This is a genomic window from Citrobacter sp. CFNIH10, from assembly GCF_002934585.1.
Taxonomy (GTDB): domain Bacteria; phylum Pseudomonadota; class Gammaproteobacteria; order Enterobacterales; family Enterobacteriaceae; genus Citrobacter_A; species Citrobacter_A amalonaticus.
On the sequence record NZ_CP026216.1, the window covers coordinates 3,371,703 to 3,393,332 of the forward strand.

The following is a 21,630-nucleotide window of genomic DNA, read 5'->3' on the forward strand; positions in this document are numbered from 1 at the left end:
TGGAGTGAGTGTCGATTGAGTCATTAGGCGAATCTGCATATATTCTCAACAATATAAAAACGGAATCTATAAATGATTTATAAATATTTATTTTATGAATGATTGAAAAAGGGTAAATCCTGTTTTGTGGTGAGCTCCTTCAGGTATATAATTATTTTTGCTATGCAGGAATATATCGGATTAGATAAGGAACCGGGTAAAATGGATTTCAGGTCAGTAATATTGTCATGTGTAACCCTCTCTATTTTGGTGGGTTGTGTCACGCATTCCCCCATTGATGCGAAGAAAACCACATCGCAGGTGGAGAGTTCTGGCCGAAATACGATGTCACCTTCCTGGCTGACGGATAAAGATATTTTTGGTAATGAAACCACGCTGGCGATCTCTGAAGACGATATTCAGGCGGCACTGGCAGAAGACAATTTTCGCGTACCGCTGAACTCACCCGTCATTCTGGTACAGTCTGGCAATCGGGCGCCAGAGACGGTCATGCAGCAGGAAATGAGTCGCTATTACACGGTTGCGACGTTCTCTGGCATCCCGGACAGACAAAAAAAAGCGATCTGTAGTAAAGACAAAAGCAAAGACGAGAACCAGGACGCGGCGGTTGCTGAGAATACCAACTGGATGCAGGCGCTACGCTACATTGCGGCGAAAGGGCATCAGAAAGCGATTATCGTTTATCAGGAGACGTTGCAGTCCGGTAGATTTGATGCCGCGACCAAAAGCATGGTCTGGTCGGATTTTAAAGCAGGGAAACAGCCTGACAGCACATCGCTACGCTATCTGGTGCGTTTCACGCTGGTGGATGTCGCGAGTGGCGATTGGGCGACCTGGTCACCGTTTAATTATGAGACCAAAATACTAACCCCGCAGCCTGGACAGAAGGCATCCGTAGAGACGGTGACGGAACAGCAGATTGTGCAACTTAAGCAACAAACGTATGCCGCAATGGTTAAGGACCTGGTGGCGCGTTATCAGTAACGCGCGACGTCTGCCATAGGTCATCCTGCTGGCAGACGGTTGCAGACGCTTCCCTAAACTGACCTGGCGTCCGTCCAGAGAGGCGAAACAGGTGTATTCAAGAAAGACGGGGAGACAGCGGCACTCCCTTCGTGTGTGCCGCATTCAGCAACCCTTGAGCGAAATGCCAACCCTTTTGGTGAAACAATAAGCACTATCACATTTTGAATGTGAAGTATTGGCTGGCGGTTTTCGTCTTGTCGGCTTTGTAAAATCCGCAATCAGTCCTATAGTCCACAGAGTTTCTTTGTTTACAGGATCCTCTAATGCGTTTTAACGGACTGAATAAAGGGTTTTTCCTCTTTCTTCTCGCCATGGTGACATGGGCTTTCTTCGACGTGCTGTCGCCATACTTTTCCGCCATTTTATGGGCTGCGATTCTGACGGTTATCTTCTACCCGGTAAAAAATAGGCTGCGTTCGGCGTTAGGGGAGCGTAACGGGGTAGCGTCTCTGCTGACGCTGGGTATCATCTGCCTGATCGTATTCATCCCGTTAATGCTGATCCTCTCCTCACTCGCCGTTGAACTGAATGTGGTGTACACCAAGCTGCAGCATAACGACGCTCAGTTCCCGGAAGTGGTGGCGAGCTTGTTTGCGCATATGCCGGAGTGGGCGCGTTCGTTTCTTGCCGATCACTCCCTTGATAACGCCGCAAAAATCCAGCAGAAGCTGTCGGATGTGGTGCTAAAGGGCGGGCAATATCTGGCCGGGAGCGCCTTCCTGATTGGCAAAGGCACCTTTGGTTTCGCGATCAGTTTCGGCATCATGCTCTACCTGCTCTTTTTCCTGCTCAAGGATGGCCCGTTTCTGGTTCGGCAGATCCTCGACTCGCTACCGTTGTCGAATTTCGTTAAGCAACATCTGTTTGCAAAGTTTGCGGCGGTCTCCCGGGCGACGGTAAAAGGCACGGTTGTGGTGGCGATCGTGCAGGGGACGTTGGGCGGAATTGCGTTTTACATTGTGGGGATTGATGGCAGCATTCTGTGGGGGGCGCTGATGGCGTTTCTGTCCCTGATCCCGGCAGTGGGTTCCGCGATCGTCTGGGTGCCAGCCGCCATTTATCTTTTTTCGACGCAGCAACTGTGGCAGGGCTTTTTCATCGTCGGTTTCTTCGTGGTGGTGGTAGGGCTGGTGGATAATATTCTGCGCCCCATTCTGGTCGGCAAAGATACCAAAATGCCTGATTACCTGATTCTTATCACCACGGTGGGCGGAATGGAGATTTATGGCATCAATGGTTTCGTCATTGGTCCACTCGTTGCCGCGCTGTTTATCGCCTGCTGGAACATTCTTTCCGGGCGCGATCACGCGGGGAATACCGAAGAACTCGATAAAGATTTTATTGAGGATGGCATCGCTGAGGATAATAAAGCCGAGTGATGCAAATCCGGATGGCGGCAGATGCCCCATCCGGTATCCATTAATGACCAATCATTCTCGCTTCCGGGATCAACCGGAAGTAGAGGTGATCCGGCACTGGGCTGTTCCAGACGTCCATTAGCATCGCGAATGCGATAAGGGCAAACATTATGCCGAGTACCAGCAGCGTCATCGCCATACCCGATAATGTTCCTCGCCGTATTTCAGCGTTTCCCGTTGGTGTCCGCAGGGAAAATGTCAGCGTTGAAGCCACCGGACAGGATTCCACACAGGTCATACAGCCAGTGCATTCAACCGTTCGCACCTGAATCAGCTTATCCACCGGGATTTGCGACGGGCAGTTTTTGGCACATTTCCCGCAATCAATACAGCTTTGCGCATTGCGGCGGATTTTGAATGGTGAGAGCAGGGAAAGCAGCCCGAGCAAGGCGCCATAGGGACACAGATAACGGCACCACGCGTTGCGAATGAACAGGCTTATGACCACCAGAAGGGCGATGCTCAGTAGGGTGATCGTGCCGATATTGCGAAAGAAATCGAGCATCTTCACATCGATAATAATCCCGTAGGCCGACATTAAAAAATACTGAATGCCCTGCGCTGGCATCGACAGCGAAATGTAGAGAAAAAAGGCCAGCAGCAGATATTTCAGGCTGCGCAGAGGGATATCCAGCCAACGGGGCAACGTAAAATTGCGACCAAACAATCTCTTACCCACATCGGCGATGAGTTCAGACAACGTACCTATCGGGCACAGCCACGAGCAGAACGACTTTTTGAGCAACAGACTTACCAGCATAAACGCGGCCAGCAGCAGCATGGCGGCGGCGTGAACAGGGGGAAGGATGCCGGTTTCCAGCGTATAGCGCAGGTTCATCAGGCCTGCGATGGGCAGCCAACCTTCAATGCCGCCAGGTCGGGAAACGTACAGACTGGTGCCGCCGGTTTCGTAATAACGCACCCAGTAGTAAAACGTCACGCCAATATAAATATTGATCGCCATCAGCAGCCACTGCGTAGCTTTGCGCCAGGTGGAGGCATTACGCCAGTCGTTCCATGGCAGTTTACCGCCCGTTGTTCCGGGGCGGCGTTGCCAGCGCTTTCTGCTTTTTTCGCTCATTGCCTTCTGACGTCCATAAAGTGGCATTTTGAATGCCACTATAGTACGGCTATCCCGTTGAGCCAGCGTTGATTTATATCATTGCCTGATAATTGGGCAGCTTACGCTGCCCAATATTTATAGATGAGTCATAAAACGCGCGAGCCGCTGTCGTAGCAGGCGGTTTTCCTGACGTAAACGTGCGTTCTCTTCCAGTAGCGTGAGCGCCACGGCGATCCCCGGCCAGTCAAGCGCCAGTTCTTCACGTAACCGCAGGGCGCGCTGTACCACAGTGGCGGCATGATCGTCGAACTGCCAGCTGTCCGCCGTTTCGGTGTAAGGTTCGATGACGCCCAGACCCACGATCTCGTTCAGGTCTTCCTCCGTCACGCCGGTGCGCAGGCAAAATTCGGTAACCGTAAAAGTGATGGTGACGTTAGCCATTATGCTTTCCCCCAATCTTTGCGCGGATCAAATCCTGACTGTGCCTCTGCCAGTTGCTGCCACAGCGCAGTCGCACGTTCATCCGGTTTAGGTGGCATCACGATCTTCAGCACGACATACAAATCACCGGTCTGTTTTTTACTGACCAGACCTTTACCTTTGATGCGTAAACGTTGTCCGGCCTGGCTGCCGGGGGGAATGGTGACCAGAATGCTCTCTTTCAGCGTGGGGACGGCAATCTTTGCGCCCAGCGCGGCTTCCCATGGGGCGAGCGGGACCACAATTTCCAGATCCTGGTTAACGATATCAAACAGGGGATGTGGTGCGATGTGGATCACCAGCCATAAATCGCCATTCGGTCCGCCGTTTTCACCCGGCGTCCCCTGGCCTTTCAGACGAATACGCTGACCATTGCCGACACCCGCCGGAATTTTCACGTTCAGGGTTTTTGGAGTTTCACGTTCAATCATGCCAAACGCATTGTAGACCGGCAGGTTATAGCTAATGGTCCGGTTGTGTTCAGCGAGTGTTTCTTCAAGAAAAACCGCGACTTCAATTTTAATATCATGTCCACGGCTGGCATGGCGCTGGCGAGACTGACGCGCGTGCTGACCAAAAATAGAGGAGAAGATATCGTCGAAGTCTTCGGCGTTGTAACTCTGGTTCTCTCCCTGCTGGAACTGACGGTTGAATTGTGGGTCATTGCGGTGTTGCCAGAGCTGATCGTACTCCGCGCGTCGCTGCTCATCGCTCAGCACTTCCCAGGCTTCAGCGACCTCTTTAAAGCGGGCTTCAGCATCGGGTTCTTTACTGACATCGGGATGATATTTGCGGGCCAGTCGGCGGTAAGCGGTCTTGATAGTCTTGAGATCGTCCGTCGGTTTCACGCCCATGATGGCGTAATAATCCTTTAATTCCATAGCGTTCTCTCGGGTTAATCAATACAGGCTAAAGGGATCCCTTAAAAGGTGTCATCGATAAGTGTAGGGTAATCCTGTCGAGGATGAATGCCAACCAGCGAAACAACATATCTTTACAGCCCAGAGGTTGCGTAAAACACGCCAGCCGCTAAGATAACTCGCGTCAATGAGTGAGGGTGTGATGGCGAAACGTCAACGGATGGGATGGTGGTTCCTCTGCCTGGCATGTGTCGTGGTGATGGTCTGTACCGCGCAGCGCATGGCGGGCCTGCATGCGTTGCAGATGGAGACCACCGCGATCGCGGCGACGGCGTCGCCGACGTCCGTGACAGAGGAAGCATCTCCCGTGACTCCGTGCGAGCTCAGTGCGAAATCGCTGCTTGCCGCGCCGCCGGTCGTTTTTGAAGGCGCGATCCTCGCGCTCTGTTTACTCCTTGCCTTGTTAACGCCGTTCAGGACGGTACGCTTACCATTCTTCCCACAACGTGTTATTTCTCCCCCCAGACTTCGGGTCCATCTCAGATTCTGCGTTTTCCGCGAATGACAGACCGGCTGTTTCGTACAGTAAGTTAATCATTCATGGAGAAAAATTATGATGTATGCCTTCAGGCAGGGACTGATCTGCCTGTTATTACTCTGGCTGCCCGCATCGTGGGCGGCAGAGAGCGGCTGGCTGCGTTCCCCGCAGAACGATCATGCCAGCGTACGACTGCGTGCCGATACGTCAGCACAGGGGGAAACCCGTCTGCTGATCGACGTCAAACTGGAAAACGGCTGGAAGACATACTGGCGTTCGCCGGGGGAAGGCGGCGTTGCACCTGCCATTGCCTGGCAAGGAGAGATGCCCGTGGTGGACTGGTTCTGGCCGACACCGGACCGTTTTGACGTCGCCGGTATGACCACCCAGGGCTATCACCAACAGGTCACGTTTCCGCTGGCCGTCCGGGGACACACTCCCGACCGCATTGCCGGTGTGCTGACGCTCTCTACCTGTAGCAACGTGTGTCTGCTGACCGACTACCCGTTTTCGTTTACGGCCTCTCAACAGGATGCCGGGTTTGCGCATGATTATGCTCAGGCGATGGGACGTGTGCCCCTGGCGCAGGGGCTGACTCAAACCCTGATCGCTGGTGCGCGTGACGGCGAGTTGGTGATCGAGGCGCAGCGCCGCGGTGGCTGGACCGCACCCGAGCTGTTCCTCGATAGCGTAGAGGACACGGATTTTGCTAAACCGCTGATCCGGGTCGATGGCGACAGATTGCACGCGACGGTTCCGGTTCACGATAGCTGGGGGGAAGGGGCGCCGAATTTACGCGGCAAATCGCTCACGCTGGTGCTGGCGGATAACGGTGTGGCGCAGGAGAGCCAGCTTATCGTGGGTGATGCGCCGGTGACAGAATCCGCCAGACTCCCGCTCTGGCAGGTGGTTCTTATGGCGCTGATGGGAGGCGTGATCCTTAATCTGATGCCTTGCGTATTGCTGGTGCTGGGGATGAAGCTGGGTTCGATTTTGCTCGTTGAGGAGAAAAACCGCCACCAGATACGACGGCAGTTCCTCGCGTCGGTCGGGGGGATTTTGATCTCCTTCATGGCGCTGGCATTACTGATGACCGTGCTAAGACTGAGCAATCAGGCGCTCGGTTGGGGTATCCAGTTCCAGAATCCGTGGTTTATTGGCGCGATGGTGCTGGTGATGCTGACCTTCAGCGCCAGTCTGTTCGGCCTGTTTGAATTTCGCCTGCCGTCATCAATGACCACCCGACTGGCGACTTACGGTGGTAACGGCCTGGCGGGACATTTCTGGCAGGGCGCGTTTGCCACGCTGCTGGCGACACCGTGCAGCGCACCGTTTCTCGGTACAGCCGTGGCGGTGGCGCTGACGGCATCGCTGCCCGTGCTGTGGGGGCTTTTCTTCGCCCTCGGCGTTGGGATGAGTCTGCCGTGGTTGCTGGTCGCCCTGCGTCCGGGTCTGGCGCTTCGTCTGCCGCGACCGGGACGCTGGATGAACGGACTGCGACGCTTGCTCGGCTTAATGATGCTCGGTTCGGCCCTCTGGCTGGCAACGCTACTTCTGCCTCATCTGGGTTTTACCTCCCACAGTGCGGCGAAAGAGAGTGTCCGCTGGCAGCCGCTTAGCGAGCAGGCGATCACCGACGCGCTTGCGCAAAATAAGCGCGTATTTATCGATGTGACCGCCGACTGGTGCATTACCTGCAAGGTCAATAAATATAACGTGCTGAACACCGACGCGGTGCAGGCGGCGCTACAGCAACCGGATGTCGTGGCCCTGCGCGGCGACTGGACGCTGCCGTCTGATGACATTACGGCGTTTCTGAAATCACGCGGCCAGGTTGCCGTACCGTATAACCAAATCTATGGTCCCGGCTTACCGAAAGGTCAGGCGCTGCCGACGTTATTAACGCGCGACGGTCTGTTAGAAACACTGGCTAAAGCGAAAGGAGAAACGCCATGAAATCCCTGATCATCCTGTTATTTACCCTGTTCAGCGCGTTCAGCCATGCCAAAGATGTCGCGCCGTTTACCCCGGAGCAAGAAAAACAGATCGAAGCCCTCATTCAGGAGGCGTTGTTTAACGATCCGGCCAGTCCGCGATTTGGCGCAAAACAGGCAAAACTGACGCTGGTGAATTTTACCGACTACAACTGTCCGTACTGCAAACAGCTTGATCCGCTGCTGGAAAAACTGGTGGCGAAATACCCTGACGTGGCGGTGATTATCAAACCGCTGCCGTTTAAAGGCGAAAGCTCGGTGCTCTCTGCGCGGACGGCGCTCACCACCTGGCGTGAGCATCCACAGCAGTTCCTCGCGTTGCATGAAAAGCTGATGCAAAAGAAGGGATACCACACTGACGTCAGCATTAAACAGGCGCAGGAAAAATCGGCGGCCAGCCCGGTCATACTGGGTGAAAAAAGCAATGAAACGCTACGTACCAATCTGCAACTGGCACGACTCGTCGGCGTTCAGGGAACACCCGCGACGATCGTTGGTGATGAGCTGATCCCGGGGGCCGTCTCCTGGGAGGTGCTTGAAGAAGTCGTTAAAGAAAAACTGGCGGTGGCAAATGGTCAGTAAGTTGCGGCGATGGCTGCGCGAAGGTGTGTTTTTTTTGCTCCTGTTGGCTGGTGGAATGTGGCTAATGGATGCCTGGCGCGCGCCACAGGCACCAACGGCTTTCGACAGTACACCGCTTTACACGCTGGATGGCGAACGGGTAACGCTGGCGGCATTAAGTGAGGAAGAGCCGCTACTGATCTATTTTTGGGCCACCTGGTGTGGCGTTTGCCGCTATACCACACCGGACGTTGCCCGCTTGCAGGCTCAAGGGGAGAAGGTGCTGACCATCGCGCTGCGTTCGGGAGATGAACAGACGATTGCGCGCTGGCTGGAGCGTAAAGGGATCTCTTTTCCCGTGGTCAACGATGCTAATGGCGCACTTTCCCGCAGTTGGGATATCAGCGTCACCCCCACGCTGATTGTGTTGTCAAAAGGGCAGGTGGTTTCTACGACCAGCGGCTGGACCAGCTACTGGGGGATGCGCCTGCGGCTAGGGTGGGCGAAAATCAGTTGAGTCAAAACCGGGGAAACCCGGTTTTTTTACACCATAAAATAGCCGTAACACTATGTGACTTAAATATTTAAGGCAGAAAGTAAACGGGTTGAATCTATATTTTCGCGGTTTTTATCATTGCAAATGACAAGGAGTAATGGCATATCATATAGCGATATAACGATGTTAATGCTTACAGGGATTATAAATAAATGCGCAAGGGTAAAGTTATTATTGCATCAATGATGGTGCTTTGTGTCCTTATTTTTCTGATTGCGATCGCCTGGTTTATGTTGTTTCAGGGGGAAATGACGGCGCCGACGGAAGAAGAAAAAAAAACTGCTGTTTTACAGGCTGCGGGCTTACTTAAGACGGATGCTCAGGATAAAAAATCGATTGAGAGTTTATATCAGCGTGCGATTATCGTGCGCACGGTGAATCTCGATTCCGGCGAGTGGGTGACGGATAAAACGGCCGCACAAGGATGTAAAAAAATCGCTCCGGAGCAGGACCCTGCACAGATTCGTCAACGCTGTTCGCTGGCGGAAGTTTATCTGGTAAAAGATAAGTATAATAAGATTCAGCAGGTTATCATTCCTGTTTCGGGCAAAGGAGCGAAATCGATGATGCATGCATTTCTCTCTTTGGGACTGGACGGTCGTACGGTGAACAATCTGTATTATTATCAGCAGCGGGAGACGCCATTTCTGGGGGCCAGAGTGAAAGATGAAAGCTGGCGTCAACAATGGCCGGGGAAAAAGGTGGCTGATGATAATGGAACGCCGGCGTTGAAAATAGTTCAGGAGAAATCAGGGAAGTATAATGAATATACCGTTGATGGTATTTCTGGTGCGACGCTGACGTCAATGGGCGTTGAAAAGAGTATTAACTACTGGATCAGTGAGCAGGGTTATGGCCCATTTTTGCAGCGACTGAAACAAGACCCGGAGATGTTGTATCGCTGAATCAAGTGTACCTGCGGATAATTTACTTTAAGCCTGTAGGCGCAGTATCACTCATTTTTTACGGATTTACGCAACGTAACATTTAATTCCTGACGGTCGGGGGCGTATATTACCCGCCGTCAGATTTCGCCCTCCATCACATATCAATGAAATAAATTTACATAACTTGTCACCCGTTGACATTTTTATGATCCAGGTCATGTACAACGCCAGCAAAAATCGATAATGATAATAATTATCATTTGTGTTATTTGGTGCGTATCGTGCGTAAGTTTTGCCTCTCACTGCTGGTAACTCTCTTCAGTCTGCTCATAAGCGTTAGCGTATGGGCCGCGACAAACTATGCTCCGTTTATTGAGGATATTGAGCAACGCCTTGATAAAACAGCAGAACTTTATTCTCAACAGCGCACCGATGAGGCGCGCCGCACGGTACAAATGGCCTACTTTGAGGTGTTTGAAAATCTCGAAGGCCCCATCCGCATCAACATCTCCGCCAGTAAAAGTTACGAAATGGAGAGCGCCTTCGGTGAAATCCGGCGGATGATTGGCGAGAAAAAACCGCTCGCTGATGTGCAGTCGAAAATCGACTGGCTGAAGGCATCGCTACGAGAAGTCGAACCGGTGCTGGACGGCGGACACCGACTGGTGGCGGAAGAGCAGCACAGCGCGCTCACCCGAACGGATATCGCTGTTCACTGGCAAGAGAGCGTCCGTATTATCGACGATCTGCTGGCCCAGGCGGTGAATGACTATCAGGCCGGGAACTACGCTACGGCCAGTCAGCATGTCCAGCAGGCGCACTATCAGGGATTCAAAAACTCTGAGATGGAAATGTCGGTCAGGCAGAATCGCTCAGCCAAAGATGCCGCAGCCATCAACCAACAGTTTTCCGCGCTGATTGCACTTGCCGCTCAACCCGATCGCCTCAACGACGTCTCTTATCAGGTCACCACGCTCTTACAGGATATTGAGGATATTCTGCCAGGCTTACCGACAACCCGCGACGATCAGCTGATTGCAGCCCCACAAACCGCAGACAACGGTCCGGCGGCGGAGGAGAGTACGCGGACAAACTGGGGTGAAGTGGCGGGCGGAATCAATCAGAGCATTCAGGACGCTATTGCGCGGTATCAACGCGGCGAGACGCAGAATGCCATTCTGGATGTTCAGGACAGCTATTTCGATCGCTTCGAAGCCAGCGGCATGGAAAACAAAATCGGCTCCCGTGATTCGGCGTTCAAAACCACGCTGGAAGCCTACTTCACCCGTCTGGTCAGCTTGATGAAGGCTGGTCAACCGGCAGAAAGACTCCAGTCAGAAGCGAGCGCGCTCGAGCAGGATCTGCAAAAAGCGGTGACGATGCTTGGCGAAGGAGAAGAGACGCAATGGAGTCTGCTGCTTTACAGCCTGATGATCATCGTCCGTGAAGGGTTGGAAGCCCTGCTGATCGTGGCGGCGATTGTCGCCTACATGGTGAAAAACAATCATCAGGATAAGCTGCCGCTGATTCGCCAGTCAGTGATCGTAGCCCTGGTCGCCAGCGTAATCACCGCAGTGATTTTCCAGTTGCTGTTCACCAACTCGGGCGCCAGTCGGGAACTGCTGGAAGGCATCACGATGTTGATTGCGGTCGTGATGCTGTTCTTCATGAGCTACTGGCTGCTGTCCAAAGTGGAAGCCCGACACTGGAAGGCCTGGCTGGAAGGCAAGCTGTCCCACTCACTGACGACAGGGTCGCTGGTGGGGCTGTGGCTGACTAGTTTCCTCGCGGTCTATCGCGAAGGCGCCGAAACGGTTCTGTTCTACTACGCCCTGATCGGCGATGCCAAAGATGTCGCCGGACACATGGCGATTGGCGCGGGCTTTGTTATTGGCTGTGTCGTGTTACTGGCGGCGTGGCTGGTCATGCGTTATTCGGTGGTGCGTTTGCCGCTGAAACCCTTCTTTATGTTTACCGGCAGTTTCATGTACCTGATGGCCTTCGTGTTTGCGGGCAAAGGTGTACTGGAGCTGGTGGAAGGCAAACTGTTCCAGCCAACGTTGATTAACGGTTTCCCGGAAATCAGCTGGCTGGGGATTTATCCCTATGTGGAAACGCTGTTACCGCAGGCCGTATTGCTGCTCGCTGCGCTGGTTGCGCTGTGGGTTATGCGGCGAAAAAGCGCCGTTCCTGGGGAAACAATAAAAAACACTCTGTAGTTGTGATTTTAGACGAGAGGATATGTCTGATGACCATGAAGAAAACCCTGATTGCCAGCGCAGTGATGGCCGGAATTTTCACCGCACCGGCAGCGTTCGCCTTTAAAGAGTACCCGGCGGGCGAGCCTGTCGTGATGAATGAAATGGAGCTGGCCGCCGTTTATCTGCAGCCGATTGATATGGAGCCGCGCGGCATGGGCTTACCGGCAGCCAAAGCCGATATTCACCTTGAGGCGGATATTCACGCGGTCGAAGGCAGCAAAAACGGCTTTGGCGCAGGAGAGTGGATCCCCTATCTGACCATCAGCTACACCCTGGTCAACAGCGATACCGGTGAAAAACAGGAAGGAACGTTTATGCCGATGGTCGCCAGCGATGGCCCTCACTATGGCGCGAACGTCAAGATGATGGGCGTGGGCAACTACAAAGTGACTTACCACATTGAACCGCCGTCAAAAGCGGGGATGCACCGTCACACCGACAGTGACACTGGTGTCGGTCGCTGGTGGAAACCGTTTGATGTGAGCTACGAATTTAAATACGTCGGTCTGAACTAAGAAAACCGATGCGCCGGGATGCTAACTCATCCCGGCCGAGTCAATCCGCTGTTCTGAGTCGATGTCATGAGTTACTTTTTCGTCACCACGTTACAGGTCTTTTTCTGCATCGCGTTACTCTCCGGCGTTCTCTGGAGTCGAAACGATCCCCCTTCCTTACGCCCTCTGGGCTGGACGCTGCTTATTGGTCTGGCGGCCGGCGTGCTGGCAGGACTGACGCTGCGCGGTTCACAACCGGTACAGCTGTTACTGGTCGGAACGGAAGTGATGGTCACGTTGCTGTTTGTGCTCAGCTTCTGGTGGGCGGGAAACCGTGTGCGCTATTTGTGGCAAGGGATTCTGGTCTTTGGCGCAGCGCGTCACTGGGCGCTCGATCCGAATCTCGGTGGCTTAACCAGCACGCATGTCCTGAATACTGAACTGCTGCTGAATTTGACGGCAGTGGTGCTCGCCTTCGCGATCCTTTGTCTGGCTGGCGTGCTTTGCGCCATGCTGCTGCGCCGAATCCGCGTGCTGTACTGGCCATTCACTCTCATTCTGCTGGTCATGCTGTGGCTGCCGTTAAGCGGTAATTTGCTGTTGCTGTTGATGAAGCTACAGGTACTGCCGCTGGCGAAATCGCTGCTGAGCTTTGTGGCGAAAGTGACCAATAATGCGCCAGCCTATAACTGGATGGCGGTGGGATTACTGCTGCTCCTGGCGCTGTGCTGGCTGCCGTCGTTGCTGAGCGCCCATCGTCAGACGCGGGCAACAGAAGAACCGATTGCACATCGCCTGGCGCTGGCGCAGCGGCGTAATGCGCTACGGCTTTGGCTGGTCACCCTCGGCTGTGCCGTGGTGGTGATTGCCGGGCAACTGTGGTGGGACAACGTCGCGTCTCAGCCGCCGCAGCTTTCGCAAGCCATCCCGGTAACGCTCGCCAGCGACGGCAGTGTCCATCTGCCGGTTGAACAACTGCGGGACGGTAAGTTGCATCGCTTTGTCTGGGTGGCTGACGATGGCAAAGCCGTGCGCTTTTTCATCATCAACCGTTATCCCGACAAACTGCGCTTTGGCGTGGTGTTTGATGCCTGTCTATTGTGCGGCGATCAGGGCTATGTGATGGAAGGCAATCAGGTCATTTGCGTCGCCTGTGGGGTACATATTTTTATCCCTTCCATTGGCAAACCCGGCGGTTGCAATCCGGTACCGATTGAAAACTGGCACAACGATGAAAAAGAGTTAGTGATCCCCGGTAAAGAACTGGCCGCTGGCGTGAACTACTTCTCGACGGTGATGACCATTCAGGTGACCGATCCGGTTGATGGTTCAACGCTGACCAATACTTCGGCGGACTTCAAGTACAGCTACGGCGGTAAGACCTGGTTCTTTTCCTCCGAAGAGAACTATGACCGTTTTCGTCAAACGCCGGAACAGTTTGTTCCTGCTGAACTGAGGGAGGAGTAACGATGCTGTGGCGAATGTTACGACAATCCTGGGGACGCAACCTGCGGCGTAAAGGGCTGGCGATTATCACGGTCTTTCTTGCAGCCAGCCTGATCTCGGCGCTGCTGGCGGTGTCGATCGATATCGGTGACAAAATGTCGAGGGAGCTCAAATCCTACGGCGCAAACATCCTGATTGAGCCTGCCGGACAAGCGGCATTGCCTGCGCTGTTTAGCGAAAGCAGTAATCCGCTCTCTGGGCAGGATTTCCTTGATGAAGCTGAATTGCCGAATATCAAAGATATTTTCTGGCGCAATAACATTGTCGGTTTTGCGCCGATGCTGGGCGGTGAAGTCACCGTGAACGATAACGCGGTGCGCATTCTCGGGACGTTCTTCAGCCAACCGGTCGATATTCCGGATGAAGAGGGATATGAAACCGGACAGAAAACGGTTAGCCCGTTCTGGCAGGTGACCGGCGACTGGCCGCAGGAAGGCGAGAACAGTCCACCGCAAACGCTCGTGGGGCATGCGCTGGCGCGACAAACAGGATGGAAAGCGGGTGATACGCTGGTATTAAACAACGCGGATACAACAGTGCCTGTCACCGTCAGCGGGATCCTCTCCAGCGGCGGCGAGGAAGATAACCAACTGGTGATGCCGCTCGCGATAGCGCAGACGCTATTGGGGTTGCCCGGCAAGGTGCAGGCCATTCGTGTTTCGGCGCTGACGGTACCGGAAAATGAGCTTTCACGTCGCGCGCGGGAAAATCTGGATGCGCTTAATGCGGAAGAGTACGACCTCTGGTACTGCACTGCTTATGTTTCTTCTATCGCCCACCAACTGGAGGAGGCGATCTCCGGGGCGGAGGTGCGCCCGGTCTGGCAAGTCGCCGCCTCTGAAGGGGTGGTGATTGACAAAATTCAGTTGCTGATGGCGGTGGTGACGATTGCCGCGCTGGCGGCATCGGCAATGGGGATCGCCTCGCTGATGACCAGCACCATTATGGAACGCGCCAAAGAGATCGGTCTGATGAAGGCGCTTGGCGCGCGTCAGTGGCAGATCATGCTGCTGTTCTACCTCGAAGCCGCTTCCAGTGGGCTGGCTGGCGGGGCGCTGGGATGCGTTGCCGGATGGGGGCTGGCGAAAGCGATTGGCGTGATGCTGTTCGACGCACCGCTTGAATTCGCGTGGATTGTGGTGCCGTGTGTACTGGTGGTTGCGATATTGATTGCCCTGATCGGAACCTGGTTCCCGGCGCGGCGCATTGCGCGACTGTATCCCGTGGAGGTGCTGTATGGCCGCTAAACGGACAATGCTCTGGCTGCTGGTGTGGCGGGCGCTGCGCCTGCGTTTTCAGCGGGTCAGCGTGGTTTTTGCCGCGCTGATGGTGGGGGCGACCATCGTGACGGCGCTGAGCGCGGTATGGTTCGACATCAATACTAAAATGAGTGAAGAGTTACGCACCTTCGGCGCCAACTTCTACATCGGGCCGGGGCACGGCGCGAGTATGCCGCAGCGGGAGCTACAGACCCTTCTGGATGATGCGCCAGCGGGGCTGGTTCACGGTGCCAGTCCGTGGTTATACGGCATGGCGCGTACCGAACTGGAAAAAGTGGTGATCGTCGGCGTCTGGTTTGAATCATTGCAAAAACTGGTGCCTTACTGGCAGGTCCAGGGGAGCTGGATTGGCGTCAGCTTCGACGATCGCAACGCGATGATTGGCGTCAAGCTGGCGGAGCGCCTCAACGTTCAGCCCGGCGATAACGTCACGCTGGTCGATCATAACCAGCGGAAAAACCTGCAGATTAAAGGCATTGTTGAAGCCGGTGACGCCACGGACAACATGCTGATCGTCAGCCTCGACGTGGCGCAAGCCTGGCTGCATCAGCCGGGGAAAATCAGCCACGGCCTGTTGAGCGTCAGTAATGATGTTGGCCAGGTTGATCGCTATGCCAGCCGGTTGCAAAGCCAGTATCCGGATCTGGAGATTCGCCCGGTGCGTAAAGTCTCCGCCTCAGAAGGACAGGTGCTGGATAAGATCAAAGGGCTGATGGGACTGGTATCGCTGGTGATTCTGGCGCTCTCTTCCCTGTGCGTGAATACCACCCTGATGGCGATAGTCGGCGAGCGTGCCCGCGAGTTCGCTCTGCAAAAAGCGCTGGGTGCCAGCAATGGCGACATCGTACGGCAAATCTTGCTGGAAACCTGCATTATCGCCCTTGCGGCCGTAGTGTGCGGCTGGTTGTTGGGGTATTTGCTGGCGCAACTGTTGGGACTGACGGTATTCAACGCGGCGATCTCGCTGCGTCTGCCGGTGCTGCCCATCACCCTCGTATTGTCTTTACTGGTCGCCATTCTGGCGGCGATTGTTCCGGTACGGCGTGCGGTCAGCGTCGAACCCGCTAACGTGCTGAAAGGAGAGTAGCGCCATGTCCGTGACGCAGATTCCACAGGTGGCGATCGAAACACGTCACCTCTATAAACGGTTTGGCGACGTTACCGCCCTGGATGATATTAACCTGCGAATTACGCAAGGGGAGTTTGTCGCCATCATGGGGGCCTCCGGCTCCGGGAAAACGACGCTGATGAACATCCTCACCTGTCTGGATACCGCAACGGAAGGTCAGGTGTTTCTTGAGGGTACGGACGCCGCCGCGCTGGATGAAGAGGGACGGCGTCGTTTTCGCGCCGAGAAGATTGGCCTGGTGTTCCAGCAATTCCATCTCATTCCCTTTTTAACCGCGCTGGAAAATATCATGCTGGCGCAGCACTACCACAGCGTGGTGGACGAGGCAGCAGCCAGAAAAGTACTGGAACAGGTCGGCCTTGGGCACCGCGTCACCCATTTACCCAGCCAGCTTTCCGGTGGGGAGCAGCAGCGTGTCTGTATTGCGCGGGCGCTGGTGAATGAGCCGCCGGTCATTTTCGCGGATGAACCGACAGGCAACCTCGATGAAGAGAATGAACAGCGGGTGTTGAATTTGCTTACCGATTTGCACCGCCAGGGGCGCACGATAGTCATGGTGACGCATAACCCGGCGCTTGGGCAGTTTGCCGATCGCATTTTGCGTCTGCAACATGGAAAGTATCTGGGAGAGGAGGCGATGCAACATGCGCTGGCTTAACGTTTTCATTCTCTCACTGGCGGTATTGCTCAGTGGCTGTAAAGAGGAAAAGCTGGCTGTCGGCGAAACGGCTCCGGCGCTGGCGGCCTTCGATTTACAAGGCCAGGAGTCCGGACTGGATCGCTGGCAGGGAAAATCCATCTACCTCAATTTCTGGTCGGCAGGCTGCGGTGGTTGTCTGGCGGAGATGGATTCGCTGGAAACGCTCAGCCAGAAATGGGGCGATAGCGTGGTAGTGGTGGCGGTGAATACCGATCCGGGTACGGTCAACCTGGATGCGCTTCTGGCGAAGCACCAAGTGTCGTATCCGGTCCTTCGCGATCAGATGAAAATCACTCAGGAACGATACCAGGTCATCGGCACACCGACCTCGGTCCTGATTGATCCACAAGGCCGGGTGCTGGAGTGGCATCAGGGAATGCGTAAACCGGCGGAATTAGCCGCCACGTTCGCCCGTCTCGCGGGGCAATAAGTTTTCGGTGGAGGGATACCGCTGATGGCATTTATCTGGAACGACGAGAGCCTGGCTCTCCTGCGTGAAAACGCGGGCGTCCTCTCGACGCAACACATTGCGCAGATGCTGTGCACCAATGTGACGGTGGTGCGCAATATGGCTTACCGGCTGAAACTCAGTTTGCGTGTGTCGGCGTATAGCCAGAAGAGAATTCAACAGGTTCAGGCATTGTATGAATCCGATGAACCGCTGACCATGAAGGAGATTGCCGTGCGAACCGGGCTTACGTTCAGCACGGTGCAGTACATCGTCTATGTCAAACTGAAACATAAGCCCTATGCCACCCGCGAGTTTATCGCGTTCGAAACACAGGATGCGGTGCATTACCGCGTGCAAAAAGAGTTTGTCGATACCGAGCGTACGCGACTGCAACAACCGATGGATAACAGCCGTTTTCAGGAACTGTATCTCAAAGACGGGACAGCCTACTGCGCGCGTAACATCCGCCATGAAGTCATTATCTCTGAATAGCGGAAACCACATTTCGTTCGCTGACGAAGCAAGCATCGTCGCAAGCATTCAGGATAGGTCATCTTCTCCTTACAGGACGCTGAAGCATGACCCTTCTTTTTGCATTCGACCCCGACCAGGTTGTGATGATTGCCTTAACCTTTGTTCTTGCGGGGATGGTGAAAGGCGTCACCGGCATGGGGCTGCCTACTGTGGCAATGGGGATCCTCGGCTCGCTGATCTCTCCGGTTGCGGCGGCGGCTATGCTGTTGTTACCTTCGCTTATCAGCAATCTGTTTCAGTTTGGCGGCGGTGGAAATACCCGGATGTTGCTGAAGCGACTCTGGCCTATGCTGCTAACGGTGGTGATTGCCACACTGTTGGCCAGCGTCTGGATCACCGGTGGCGAGACTTCCCGCACACAGTTTGCGCTCGGGCTGGCGCTGATGGTGTATGCGCTCTGGACCCTGGCGGGAAAACGAATTGCGATCGCACCGCGGCGTGAAAAACCGCTCTCACTGGTTGTCGGATTCGCTACCGGCTTGTTGACCGGCGGAACGGGCGTCTTTGTGATGCCGGCGGTGCCGTGGATCCAGTCGCTGGGCTTTGAGAAGGATGAACTGGTTCAGGCGCTCGGTATCTCTTTTACCTTTTCCACGCTGGCGTTAGCACTGGGTCTGTGGTGGCACGACGCGCTCCCCGTGCAGTCGCTGAGCTTATCGGCATTCGCCATCGTTCCGGCGCTGCTCGGCCAGTGGGCAGGCACTCGTATCCGACGGGTCATCTCACCCGTTGTCTTTAAACGTTGCTTTCTGTTTTGTCTGCTGGGGCTAAGTATCGAAATGATGCTCCGTGCTGTGACTTAATGACAAAATCGTGCCATGGTTAACTCCTCCCCGAGGCTGAGAGGTCAGTATGACGTCAATAGTCGTAAATGAAGAAGACGGCGAACTCGAATCACGAATGGCGCTGACGGCGGCGGTGATGGCGGACAAATCGCGATCCCGGATGCTGTGTGCGCTGATGGATGGCCGGGCATGGACGGCGACGGAACTGAGCGCGGTGGCGGATATCTCGCCGTCTACCGCCAGTGCGCACCTGGCCCGTCTGTGCGAGCAGCGGTTCGTGGTTTCTCTCGCCCAGGGGCGGCACCGCTATTTTCGCCTTGCAAGCGCAGACATTGCGGAACTGCTGGAGCGCCTGATGGGCGTCGCCTGGACATCAACGGCATCGCGGAAAATCACTACGCCTTTGAGTTTGCGTCAGGCGCGGACCTGTTATGACCATCTGGCCGGAGAAGTGGCGGTGAGACTGTTTGATACGCTGGTTTCCCGACAGTGGCTGACGGCAGATGGCGAAACCCTGACGCCTCTGGGTGAGGAGAAACTGGCGGATCTGGGCATTGTCGTACAGGCCAGCGTGTCGCGACGCAAATTTAGTTGCGGCTGTCTGGACTGGAGCGAGCGACGTTATCATCTGGGTGGTGTACTTGGCGCGGCGCTACTGACCTGGCTTACCGGGCAGCGGTGGATCAAAACAGCACCGGGAAGCCGCCAGGTCACCTTCACGCCCTCCGGGATCCGCAAGCTGCAAATGATATTTGGCATCAATATGATGCGCTGAATCCCTGTTTTTGCGGTCTCGTTCCCAAAAATGTGTCATATATCTGTCACACTTATGAATGACGAATAACAACACGAGGTCGTAGGGATGAACAAATCGTTAATTGCCGCCGCTGTGGCAGGGGTTGTGATGGTGTCTTCTGCCGCGCAGGCACAAACGGTGCCGGAAGGCTATCAGCTACAGCAAGTATTGATGATGAGTCGACATAACTTACGTGCGCCGCTGGCGAACAATGGCAGCGTGCTGGAGCAGTCCACTCCGAATAAATGGCCTGAATGGGATGTGCCGGGCGGACAGCTCACCACCAAAGGTGGCGTGCTGGAAGTGTATATGGGCCATTACATGCGTGAATGGCTGGCAGAGCAGGGGATGGTGAAATCCGGCGAGTGCCCGGCACCGGATACGGTCTATACCTATGCCAACAGTCTGCAGCGTACGGTCGCGACCGCCCAGTTCTTTATCACCGGTGCGTTCCCTGGCTGCGATGTTCCGGTGCATCACCAGGAAAAAATGGGCACCATGGACCCCACCTTTAACCCGGTGATCACCGATGATTCGGCGGCTTTCCGCGAGAAAGCCGTACAGGCGATGGAAAAAGAGCGCGGCCAGATGCAACTTGATGACAGCTACAAGTTGCTGGAACAGATGATCAACTACAAAGACTCGCCATCATGCAAGGAAAAACAGCAGTGTTCGCTGACTGACGCTAAAGATACCTTTAGCGCGAACTATGAGCAGGAGCCCGGTGTCTCCGGACCGCTGAAAGTGGGGAACTCGCTGGTGGACGCCTTCACGCTGCAATACTACGAAGGATTCCCGATGGATCAGGTGGCCTGGGGCGAAATTAAATCCGATCAGCAATGGAAGGTGTTGTCGAAACTGAAAAATGGCTATCAGGACAGCCTGTTTACCTCTGCGGAGGTCGCACGTAACGTGGCGAAACCGCTGGTGAAATACATCGACAAAGCGCTGGTGACCGAACAGGCGAAAGCGCCGAAAATTACCGTGCTGGTGGGGCATGACTCAAACATCGCCTCACTGCTTACCGCACTGGAATTCAAACCCTATCAGTTACATGATCAAAACGAACGTACGCCGATTGGCGGCAAAATTGTCTTCCAGCGCTGGCATGACACGAAGGCCAACCGCGATCTGATGAAAATTGAGTATGTGTATCAGAGTTCAGAGCAGCTGCGTAATGCGGATGTGCTGACGCTGAAAGCCCCGGCGCAACGCGTGACTCTGGAGTTGAAAGGATGCCCGATTGATGCGAACGGTTTCTGTCCGATCGACAAGTTTGACGCGCTGCTGAATGAGGCGGCGAAATAAATGAGGTTCCCCCGCGCAAGCGGGGGATTTAACGGCTTAAACGTTTTTACGTTCGATGGTCTGTTCGCCCCAGAAGAGCGCGTCTTTATCTGTCTTATCAAAGGCTTTGATGAGCACTTCATCGCTGCCTTCTTCCCAAATTTTTTCTGCCAGCTTTTCGTCATATCCGGCAACTTCAAATATGGCTTCGGCTATTTCCGGCGATGTATTGCGCAGACTTGCCCACTCACCGACGTGATGAGCCTTCGCTTCTTGAGTTGGCATTCTTATCCTCCCGTTGAAGATTAGCCGTTGAGCTTCACTGCCAGACCGGCAACGTATTCGCCCTGATAACGTGCGATAGAGAGTTCTTCCTGACTGGGCTGGCGTGAACCGTCACCCCCGGCAATGGTCGTTGCGCCATAAGGCGTACCACCGCGAACTTGCGAAACATCGAACAGTTCCTGTGCGGCGTAGCCGATGGGCACAATCACCATCCCATGATGGGCAAGTGTAGTCCATGTAGACGTAATCGTTTGTTCCTGACCGCCGCCTGTCCCGGTAGAACTGAAAACGCTGGCGAGTTTGCCATACAGCGCGCCGGACGCCCACAATCCGCCCGTCTGATCGAGGAAGGTACGCATCTGGCCTGACATATTGCCAAAGCGCGTTGGCGTACCAAAAATAATGGCGTCGTAATCCGCCAGTTCTTGCGGGGTGGCGACGGGCGCGTTTTGCGTCTTGCCTCCGGCTTTGGCAAAAATTTCAGCTGGCATGGTTTCCGGTACACGCTTAATCACGACCTCTGCGCCGTCCACTTTGTTTGCCCCTTCCGCTACCGCGTGCGCCATCGTTTCGATGTGTCCGTACATGGAATAATAAAGCACCAGAACTTTAGCCATTTGTACTACTCCTCGTATTAACCGTGTCTGTAGCGATTCGCTACCCTCTTTAAAGATATGACGTGGCGCTGAGAGTGCAAATATCACGACCATTTCTTTGATTTATAACAAATTTTAGGACA

23 protein-coding genes are annotated in these 21,630 nt (G+C 54.6%); 18 read left to right on the forward strand and 5 right to left on the reverse strand.

Annotated elements, in window-relative coordinates; translation table 11 throughout:
• Positions 1-201: 201 nt before the first annotated feature.
• Positions 202-984 (forward strand): hypothetical protein, encoded by a 783-nt coding sequence (locus tag C2U53_RS20010; protein ID WP_043001958.1) that lies wholly within the window; start codon positions 202-204, stop codon positions 982-984.
• Positions 985-1,289: 305 nt separating this feature from the next.
• Positions 1,290-2,405 carry an AI-2E family transporter gene (locus C2U53_RS20015; RefSeq protein ID WP_043001062.1) on the forward strand — a complete coding sequence of 372 codons (1,116 nt, stop codon included), beginning with the start codon at positions 1,290-1,292 and terminating at the stop codon, positions 2,403-2,405.
• 40 nt (positions 2,406-2,445) lie between these two features.
• Here the strand turns inward: C2U53_RS20015 and C2U53_RS20020 are convergent, their stop codons facing one another.
• From C2U53_RS20020 to cbpA, 3 genes are all read right to left on the reverse strand, one after another.
• Complete coding sequence (locus C2U53_RS20020; protein ID WP_043001061.1) at positions 2,446-3,525, reverse strand: 4Fe-4S binding protein; 1,080 nt, start codon at positions 3,523-3,525, stop codon at positions 2,446-2,448.
• A 117-nt stretch (positions 3,526-3,642) separates the two neighbouring features.
• Positions 3,643-3,948 (reverse strand): chaperone modulator CbpM, encoded by a 306-nt coding sequence (gene cbpM, locus C2U53_RS20025; protein ID WP_043001060.1) that lies wholly within the window; start codon positions 3,946-3,948, stop codon positions 3,643-3,645.
• Positions 3,948-4,868: a curved DNA-binding protein gene (gene cbpA / locus C2U53_RS20030; RefSeq protein WP_104446365.1), complete on the reverse strand. Its 921-nt coding sequence runs from the start codon at positions 4,866-4,868 to the stop codon at positions 3,948-3,950. Before cbpA ends, cbpM begins: the two co-directional genes overlap by 1 nt.
• A gap of 181 nt (positions 4,869-5,049) precedes the next feature.
• Between cbpA and C2U53_RS20035 the strand changes: the two genes are divergently transcribed.
• The 16 genes from C2U53_RS20035 (at position 5,050) to agp (ending at position 20,627) form a co-directional block, all read left to right on the forward strand.
• A complete protein-coding gene (locus C2U53_RS20035; RefSeq protein ID WP_043001957.1) occupies positions 5,050-5,412 on the forward strand; it encodes a hypothetical protein in 363 nt (120 codons plus the stop codon).
• A gap of 48 nt (positions 5,413-5,460) precedes the next feature.
• Positions 5,461-7,341 carry a protein-disulfide reductase DsbD domain-containing protein gene (locus tag C2U53_RS20040; protein ID WP_104446366.1) on the forward strand — a complete coding sequence of 627 codons (1,881 nt, stop codon included), beginning with the start codon at positions 5,461-5,463 and terminating at the stop codon, positions 7,339-7,341.
• Positions 7,338-7,961, forward strand: a complete 624-nt coding sequence (locus C2U53_RS20045; RefSeq protein ID WP_043001057.1) for a DsbA family protein — start codon at positions 7,338-7,340, stop codon at positions 7,959-7,961. The genes C2U53_RS20040 and C2U53_RS20045 overlap by 4 nt, the downstream gene beginning before the upstream one ends.
• Positions 7,951-8,457 (forward strand): protein disulfide oxidoreductase, encoded by a 507-nt coding sequence (locus C2U53_RS20050; protein WP_043001056.1) that lies wholly within the window; start codon positions 7,951-7,953, stop codon positions 8,455-8,457. Before C2U53_RS20045 ends, C2U53_RS20050 begins: the two co-directional genes overlap by 11 nt.
• Before the next feature lie 191 nt (positions 8,458-8,648).
• Positions 8,649-9,401: an NADH:ubiquinone reductase (Na(+)-transporting) subunit C gene (nqrC, locus tag C2U53_RS20055; protein ID WP_099433442.1), complete on the forward strand. Its 753-nt coding sequence runs from the start codon at positions 8,649-8,651 to the stop codon at positions 9,399-9,401.
• A gap of 263 nt (positions 9,402-9,664) precedes the next feature.
• Positions 9,665-11,602, forward strand: coding sequence for an FTR1 family protein (locus tag C2U53_RS20060; RefSeq protein ID WP_054177336.1), 1,938 nt, complete (start codon positions 9,665-9,667; stop codon positions 11,600-11,602).
• A gap of 29 nt (positions 11,603-11,631) precedes the next feature.
• Positions 11,632-12,159 carry an iron transporter gene (locus tag C2U53_RS20065; protein WP_042319779.1) on the forward strand — a complete coding sequence of 176 codons (528 nt, stop codon included), beginning with the start codon at positions 11,632-11,634 and terminating at the stop codon, positions 12,157-12,159.
• 66 nt (positions 12,160-12,225) lie between these two features.
• Positions 12,226-13,605, forward strand: a complete 1,380-nt coding sequence (locus C2U53_RS20070; RefSeq protein WP_044264180.1) for a Fe-S-containing protein — start codon at positions 12,226-12,228, stop codon at positions 13,603-13,605.
• A 2-nt stretch (positions 13,606-13,607) separates the two neighbouring features.
• Positions 13,608-14,891, forward strand: a complete 1,284-nt coding sequence (locus tag C2U53_RS20075; protein ID WP_104446367.1) for an ABC transporter permease — start codon at positions 13,608-13,610, stop codon at positions 14,889-14,891.
• Positions 14,881-16,011: an FtsX-like permease family protein gene (locus C2U53_RS20080; protein WP_043001052.1), complete on the forward strand. Its 1,131-nt coding sequence runs from the start codon at positions 14,881-14,883 to the stop codon at positions 16,009-16,011. Before C2U53_RS20075 ends, C2U53_RS20080 begins: the two co-directional genes overlap by 11 nt.
• 4 nt (positions 16,012-16,015) lie before the next feature.
• The gene (locus C2U53_RS20085) at positions 16,016-16,711 is read left to right on the forward strand and encodes an ABC transporter ATP-binding protein (RefSeq protein WP_104446368.1); all 696 of its coding nucleotides are present in this window, start codon (positions 16,016-16,018) and stop codon (positions 16,709-16,711) included.
• Entirely contained in the window at positions 16,698-17,183 is a 486-nt protein-coding gene (locus C2U53_RS20090) for a TlpA disulfide reductase family protein (protein WP_043001050.1), read from the forward strand. Before C2U53_RS20085 ends, C2U53_RS20090 begins: the two co-directional genes overlap by 14 nt.
• A 24-nt stretch (positions 17,184-17,207) precedes the next feature.
• Positions 17,208-17,696, forward strand: a complete 489-nt coding sequence (locus C2U53_RS20095; RefSeq protein WP_044327672.1) for a MarR family transcriptional regulator — start codon at positions 17,208-17,210, stop codon at positions 17,694-17,696.
• A gap of 86 nt (positions 17,697-17,782) precedes the next feature.
• A complete protein-coding gene (locus C2U53_RS20100; protein WP_043001048.1) occupies positions 17,783-18,541 on the forward strand; it encodes a sulfite exporter TauE/SafE family protein in 759 nt (252 codons plus the stop codon).
• A gap of 49 nt (positions 18,542-18,590) precedes the next feature.
• A complete protein-coding gene (locus C2U53_RS20105) occupies positions 18,591-19,298 on the forward strand; it encodes a helix-turn-helix transcriptional regulator (RefSeq protein ID WP_044258062.1) in 708 nt (235 codons plus the stop codon).
• A gap of 87 nt (positions 19,299-19,385) precedes the next feature.
• Positions 19,386-20,627 carry a bifunctional glucose-1-phosphatase/inositol phosphatase gene (agp, locus tag C2U53_RS20110; RefSeq protein WP_104446370.1) on the forward strand — a complete coding sequence of 414 codons (1,242 nt, stop codon included), beginning with the start codon at positions 19,386-19,388 and terminating at the stop codon, positions 20,625-20,627.
• Between the two features lie 36 nt (positions 20,628-20,663).
• Here the strand turns inward: agp and C2U53_RS20115 are convergent, their stop codons facing one another.
• Positions 20,664-20,891: a YccJ family protein gene (locus C2U53_RS20115; RefSeq protein ID WP_042319758.1), complete on the reverse strand. Its 228-nt coding sequence runs from the start codon at positions 20,889-20,891 to the stop codon at positions 20,664-20,666.
• 20 nt (positions 20,892-20,911) lie between these two features.
• Positions 20,912-21,508, reverse strand: a complete 597-nt coding sequence (gene wrbA, locus C2U53_RS20120) for an NAD(P)H:quinone oxidoreductase (RefSeq protein ID WP_043001045.1) — start codon at positions 21,506-21,508, stop codon at positions 20,912-20,914.
• Positions 21,509-21,630 lie beyond the last annotated feature (122 nt).

Coding starts and splice junctions, on each gene's coding strand:
- C2U53_RS20095 (WP_044327672.1), top strand. CDS start 17,208: ATGGCATTTATCTGGAACGACGAGAGCCTGGCTCTCCTGCGTGAAAAC.
- wrbA (WP_043001045.1), bottom strand. CDS start 21,508: ATGGCTAAAGTTCTGGTGCTTTATTATTCCATGTACGGACACATCGAA.
- agp (WP_104446370.1), top strand. CDS start 19,386: ATGAACAAATCGTTAATTGCCGCCGCTGTGGCAGGGGTTGTGATGGTG.
- C2U53_RS20075 (WP_104446367.1), top strand. CDS start 13,608: ATGCTGTGGCGAATGTTACGACAATCCTGGGGACGCAACCTGCGGCGT.
- C2U53_RS20010 (WP_043001958.1), top strand. CDS start 202: ATGGATTTCAGGTCAGTAATATTGTCATGTGTAACCCTCTCTATTTTG.
- C2U53_RS20070 (WP_044264180.1), top strand. CDS start 12,226: ATGAGTTACTTTTTCGTCACCACGTTACAGGTCTTTTTCTGCATCGCG.
- C2U53_RS20105 (WP_044258062.1), top strand. CDS start 18,591: ATGACGTCAATAGTCGTAAATGAAGAAGACGGCGAACTCGAATCACGA.
- C2U53_RS20015 (WP_043001062.1), top strand. CDS start 1,290: ATGCGTTTTAACGGACTGAATAAAGGGTTTTTCCTCTTTCTTCTCGCC.
- C2U53_RS20050 (WP_043001056.1), top strand. CDS start 7,951: ATGGTCAGTAAGTTGCGGCGATGGCTGCGCGAAGGTGTGTTTTTTTTG.
- C2U53_RS20040 (WP_104446366.1), top strand. CDS start 5,461: ATGATGTATGCCTTCAGGCAGGGACTGATCTGCCTGTTATTACTCTGG.
- C2U53_RS20115 (WP_042319758.1), bottom strand. CDS start 20,891: ATGCCAACTCAAGAAGCGAAGGCTCATCACGTCGGTGAGTGGGCAAGT.
- cbpA (WP_104446365.1), bottom strand. CDS start 4,868: ATGGAATTAAAGGATTATTACGCCATCATGGGCGTGAAACCGACGGAC.
- C2U53_RS20065 (WP_042319779.1), top strand. CDS start 11,632: ATGACCATGAAGAAAACCCTGATTGCCAGCGCAGTGATGGCCGGAATT.
- C2U53_RS20035 (WP_043001957.1), top strand. CDS start 5,050: ATGGCGAAACGTCAACGGATGGGATGGTGGTTCCTCTGCCTGGCATGT.
- C2U53_RS20100 (WP_043001048.1), top strand. CDS start 17,783: ATGACCCTTCTTTTTGCATTCGACCCCGACCAGGTTGTGATGATTGCC.
- C2U53_RS20020 (WP_043001061.1), bottom strand. CDS start 3,525: ATGAGCGAAAAAAGCAGAAAGCGCTGGCAACGCCGCCCCGGAACAACG.
- C2U53_RS20090 (WP_043001050.1), top strand. CDS start 16,698: ATGCGCTGGCTTAACGTTTTCATTCTCTCACTGGCGGTATTGCTCAGT.
- C2U53_RS20045 (WP_043001057.1), top strand. CDS start 7,338: ATGAAATCCCTGATCATCCTGTTATTTACCCTGTTCAGCGCGTTCAGC.
- C2U53_RS20085 (WP_104446368.1), top strand. CDS start 16,016: ATGTCCGTGACGCAGATTCCACAGGTGGCGATCGAAACACGTCACCTC.
- nqrC (WP_099433442.1), top strand. CDS start 8,649: ATGCGCAAGGGTAAAGTTATTATTGCATCAATGATGGTGCTTTGTGTC.
- C2U53_RS20080 (WP_043001052.1), top strand. CDS start 14,881: ATGGCCGCTAAACGGACAATGCTCTGGCTGCTGGTGTGGCGGGCGCTG.
- cbpM (WP_043001060.1), bottom strand. CDS start 3,948: ATGGCTAACGTCACCATCACTTTTACGGTTACCGAATTTTGCCTGCGC.